The organism is Mesorhizobium sp. M4A.F.Ca.ET.050.02.1.1 (assembly GCF_003997725.1).
Lineage (GTDB): Bacteria > Pseudomonadota > Alphaproteobacteria > Rhizobiales > Rhizobiaceae > Mesorhizobium.
Genome location: NZ_RZSG01000435.1, coordinates 1 through 5,086 on the forward strand (window position 1 = coordinate 1; position 5,086 = coordinate 5,086).

3 protein-coding genes are annotated in these 5,086 nt (G+C 65.7%); 1 reads left to right on the forward strand and 2 read right to left on the reverse strand.

The genetic code is table 11. The annotated features are described in order from the left end of the window. The coding region (locus EOA33_RS23715; protein ID WP_127406727.1) for an AsmA family protein at positions 1 to 429 on the reverse strand (429 nt) is incomplete at its 3' end. Between the two features lie 264 nt (positions 430 to 693). On the opposite strand from EOA33_RS23715, the gene EOA33_RS23720 reads away from it, so the two are divergent. After that, on the forward strand, positions 694 to 2,652 hold the full coding sequence (locus EOA33_RS23720; RefSeq protein WP_126056448.1) for an acetoacetate--CoA ligase: 1,959 nt from the start codon (positions 694 to 696) through the stop codon (positions 2,650 to 2,652). Between the two features lie 249 nt (positions 2,653 to 2,901). On the opposite strand, the gene EOA33_RS23725 is transcribed toward EOA33_RS23720, so the two are convergent. Then, the coding region (locus tag EOA33_RS23725; RefSeq protein ID WP_127406728.1) for a histidine kinase dimerization/phospho-acceptor domain-containing protein at positions 2,902 to 5,086 on the reverse strand (2,185 nt) is incomplete at its 5' end.

Below are 5,086 nucleotides of genomic sequence, written 5' to 3' on the forward strand. Positions count from 1 at the left end.
GTCGATCGAGCGCGTGATGCGGCCGCCGGTCGGGATGGCCGGCAGGAAGAAGCCTCTGGCGGTGCGCTGGACCCTGATCGTCGGCCGCACCAGCCGCGCCGTCGAGAACACGACGTCGCCTTGCAAGGCGGCCATGGCCGAAAGATCGACCTCTACCCGTTCGGCCTCGATCACCGGCGGCGCGTCGGTCTCGGTCCATTGCGAAAGCGTCACGTCGGTCAGGATGGCGCGGAAGGTGGGCCAGACCTCGATGCGCGGCGAGCCATCGATAGTAACCCTGAAACCGCTCCAGGCGCTCATTTCCCAGGCGATGCGGTCGCGCACGATGCGGGTCGAGGCGATCAGCGGCAGCGCGGCGACGACCAGCGCGATGACGAGCACGGCAAAGCCGATCGCCCATGCTCCGCGCCGGATCAAAGATGATGGCATATCGCCCTATATGCTTCCATTGCCGACAAATCGTCCGACGGATGTACCCCAGCGCCGACGCATTTCAAGTCTTTATGGCCCGGCGATGGCATTTGCGCACATCTGAAGCCGCCGGCCGAACAAAATCTTGCTCTGCTGCGCTGCGGTATGCATAAGCGGTGCCACCGGCCGTCGCCGGAAATTACACGCCGGTTTTGGGACAACGACGTACGCGGCGTTGGGCTTAACTGCCGCGAACGCGTCGCGTTTTTGGGAGGAACGAGCATGGCCGCCGACACCGCCTTGTGGACGCCGACGCAAGACCAGATCGACGCGGCGCCCATGACCGCCTTCATGAAGGCCGCGGCGGCCAAGACGGGTACGGCCTTTTCCTCCTATGCCGAGCTCCACCGCTGGTCGATCGACGAGCGCGAGGCGTTCTGGGGCCTAGCCTGGGATTTTTGCGGTGTCGTCGGCGACAAGGGCGAACGCGTGCTGGTCGACGGCGACAGGATGCCGGGCGCCGCCTTCTTTCCCGACGCCAGGCTGAACTTCGCCGAGAACCTGCTGAAGAAAACCGGCTCCGGCGATGCGATCGTTTTTCGCGGCGAGGACAAGGTCGAGCGGCGGCTGTCGTGGAACGAACTCAATGCGCTGACGTCGCGCCTGCAGCAGCTCTTCCTGTCGCTGAAGGTGAAGAAGGGCGACCGCATCGCGGCAATGATGCCCAACATGCCGGAGACCGTCGCCGCCATGCTCGCCGCCGCTTCGATCGGCGCCGTCTGGTCGTCCTGTTCGCCGGATTTCGGCGAGCAGGGCGTTCTCGACCGTTTCGGCCAGATCGAGCCGGTGGTCTTCATCGCGCCTGACGGTTACTGGTATAACGGCAAGGCGATCGAAGTCGCCGACAAGGTCAGGGCGGTGGCGGCCAGGCTTGCGAGCGTCCGCAAGGTGCTGATCGTCGACTATCTCGGCACCTCGGCCGACGTCGCCGCGACCATCGACAAGGCGGACGCCCTGGAGGCGGCCTTGTCGTCCTTCGTCGCGAAGCCCGTAAGCTTCGAACGGCTGCCGTTCGCGCACCCGCTCTACATCCTGTTCTCCTCCGGCACGACCGGCATTCCGAAGTGCATCGTCCATTCGGCCGGCGGCACGCTGATCCAGCATGTCAAGGAACAGCGCCTTCATGCCGGCCTGCTCGATGGCGACCGCCTGTTCTACTTCACCACCTGCGGCTGGATGATGTGGAACTGGCTGGTCTCCGGCCTCGCCTCGGGCGCGACCCTGCTGCTCTATGATGGCTCGCCCTTCTATCCGGACGGCAATGCGCTGTTCGATTTTGCCGACGCCGAGAAGATGACCTATTTCGGCACCTCGGCGAAGTTCATCGATTCCGTGCGTAAGGCCGGCCTCAAGCCGATCGGCACGCACGATCTCTCGAGCGTGCGCACCATCTCGTCGACCGGTTCACCGTTGTCGCCGGAGGATTTCCGCTTCGTCTACGACGGCATCAAGACGGATGTGCACCTGGCCTCGATCTCCGGCGGCACCGACATCGTTTCCTGCTTCGTGCTCGGCGTGCCGATCGAGCCGGTATGGAGCGGCGAGATCCAGGGGCCCGGGCTCGGCCTTGCCGTCGATGTCTGGAACGACGACGGCAGGCCGGTCAGGCAGGAAAAGGGCGAACTGGTCTGCGCCAAGGCCTTTCCGGCGATGCCGATCGGCTTCTGGAACGACCCGGAGGACAAGAAATACAGGGCCGCCTATTTCGAGCGCTTCGACAATGTCTGGTGCCATGGCGATTTCGCCGAATGGACGGCGCATGGCGGCATGATCATCCATGGCCGCTCCGACGCGACGCTCAATCCGGGCGGGGTCAGGATCGGCACGGCCGAGATCTACAATCAGGTCGAGCAGATGCCGGAGATCCTCGAGGCGCTGTGCATCGGCCAGGATTTCGACAATGACGTGCGCGTCGTGCTGTTCGTGCGGCTGGCCGCCGGCGTGAAGCTCGACGAGGATCTGGAAAAGCGCATCCGCGCCAAGATCCGCACTGGCGCCAGCCCGCGCCATGTGCCGGCCAAGATCGTCGCGGTCACCGACATTCCCCGCACCAAATCGGGCAAGATCACCGAGCTCGCGGTGCGCGACGTCGTCCACGGCCGCGCCATCAAGAACAAGGAGGCGCTGGCCAATCCGGAAGCGCTGGAACTGTTCCGCAATCTGCCGCAGCTCGCCGACTGAACTGCCCTGGCATGGTTAACGAAAAATGTCGGCCGAATTTACCTAGATTTCACGAGTGGTACACATTCGTAAATTTTTTGGCGGCCCGGTAAGAACTTGTTAAGGGACGGCGCCGATAGTCGCACGTAACTTGAGGGAGAAATCCCGTTCCTCGTCCCCTGAGGTTCAGATTCGCTCAAGCCCCCGTTGTGACAGCAATCCCATCCTTAAGGCGTCCCGTTGGACGCCTTTTCTTTTTCCCGCAGTGCGCTATTCGGCCAGCACCCGGGTCGATGGGAAGGCGACTTCCACCAGCGTGCCTTCGCCGGGCGTCGAGGTGATGCTGAACCGCGCCCGGTTCGCTTCCACCATGGCCTTGGTCAGCGGCAGCCCAAGCCCGGTGCCGTCACCGCGTCCGCGCTTCAGCGCATTGATCTGCTTGAACGGCTTCAGCGCCTGCTCGATCTCGGCCTGGCTCATGCCGATGCCGGTGTCGCGCACCCGCATGACGACGTCGCCGGAGGTCTCGTAAGCGGTGGACACGATCACCTGGCCGCCGGCCTGCGTGTAGCGGATGGCGTTCGACAGGATGTTGAGCGCGATCTGGCGCACGCTTCTGAGGTCGGCCACCACTTCCGGCAGCCGCGAGGCGAAGCTGGAACGGATGATGACGCGCTCGCGATTGGCCTGAGGCTGCATCATTGCCACCGTTTCGGCCAACGTGTCGTTGAGCGACACCGCCTCGTAATCCATCTCCTGCTGGCCGGCCTCGATCTTGGAGATGTCGAGCAGGTCGTTGACGAGGTCGAGCACATGGTTGCCCGACCGGTTGATATCGCGCAGATAGTCGCGGTAGCGATCGTTGGCGACAGGACCGAACTTCTCGTCCACCATCAGTTCCGAGAAGCCGATGATGGCGTTGAGCGGCGTGCGGATCTCGTGGCTGATGCGGGCCAGGAAATCCGTCTTCTGCGAGGAGGCGCGCTCGGCCACGGCGCGCGCCTGGGTAAGGTCTTCCTCGGCCCGCTTCCACTGCGTGATGTCGCGCACGACGGCGCAGAAGCCGCTGTCGCCGGGCAGCCGGCCGATGGTCATGAACAGCGGAATGAACCGTCCCTGCGACTCGCGCCCGATTACCTCGCGGCCGTCATTGAGCACGCTCGCCACGCCGGGTTCGGACAACCCGCCAAGATAATCGCGCGCCGCGCGCTGGCTCTCGATGGCGAACAGCGAGGCGAATGGCTTGCCGGCGACCTCGTCGCTGTCGAAGCCGAACAGCGCTTCCGCCGGCCGGCTGATCGAGCGGATGTTGCCGTCGCGGCCGATCAGCACCACGCCGTCGGTGGCGGTGTCGATGATGGTGCGCATTTCGGCGATGCGGCTCTTCAGCTCGGAAGTGTCGGGCTGCTGGGTGGGCTCGTCATTGGCGGCGCTGAAATGCGCGGGCGCCGCGCCCTCCTCGCCGGAGCGGCGCACCACCAGCATCAGCGCCTTGCCGGCGCGCCACGGCACCGAGCGCAGGATGGCGTCGATCGGGAATTCCTGCCCGTCGCGCGTCTTCAACTTGAGCGCATGGTCGCTTTCGCCGGCAGCGCCGTCCTCGGGTGGCGAATAGGGATCGGCAAATAGGGCGCCGAGCCCGCCGGCATCCGTCAGCTCGTCGAGCGTGTCATACCCGGTCAGGCGCAGGAACTCGTCATTGGCATAGTAGAGCGCGTCGCCGGAGTGGATGAGCAGCGGCACCGGCAGCTTGCCGAGTATGGAGGTATCGGGCGCCTTGGCTTCCTCACCGGTCGAGAAAGCCGATGGCACGAAGCCGTCGAGCCGCAGCGGCGGCACCTGCAGGCGCGGCCGCTCCGCCGCGGGCGCAGCCGCATCGGCAGGCCCGGCATCGTCGGGGGAGGCTTCCTCACCGGACGCTGCCCAATCCTCGCTGTCCTCGGCATCGCGGAAATCGTCCGCGGTCATGCTGTCGTCGCCGGCGCGGCCGTCGGGCGGTGTCCCGACAATATCGAACCGGGTATCAGCGGGCTCCGCGGCCTCTGCCGCTGCCGTCGTTTCGTCCGGTCCGGCAACCGGCGCGGCGTCGCTGCTTTCGGCCACCGGGCCGGTCTGGTCGTCGCTGCCCGCGTAGTCGAGCAGCGAGCCCGAGACCGGGGGCGGGGTAGCCTGGCCGGCGGAAGGTTCTTCGGCAATCTCGTCCGGTTCGCCGTCGAGGCGAGCCAGATCGCTCTCGTCCTCGGCATCGTTCTCCTGCGGTTCCGCCGGTTCCGCATCGTCTTGCGTCGCGGCCGCCGGCGCTTCCGTGCTCACTGGCGTGCCGGTGTCATCCCGGGTCCCGGCCGCCGGCTGCTGGTCGGCGTCAGTCTGTTCAGCCGATGGCTCGACCGGCCCCTTGGCTGGCGGCGTGGCACCGGTGTGCGCCGGAGCTTCGGGCAAAACAGATCGGTCGGAC

Bases quoted from the DNA above. Each gene is read 5' to 3' on its own strand.
- EOA33_RS23720 (WP_126056448.1), top strand. From the start codon at position 694: ATGGCCGCCGACACCGCCTTGTGGACGCCGACGCAAGACCAGATCGAC.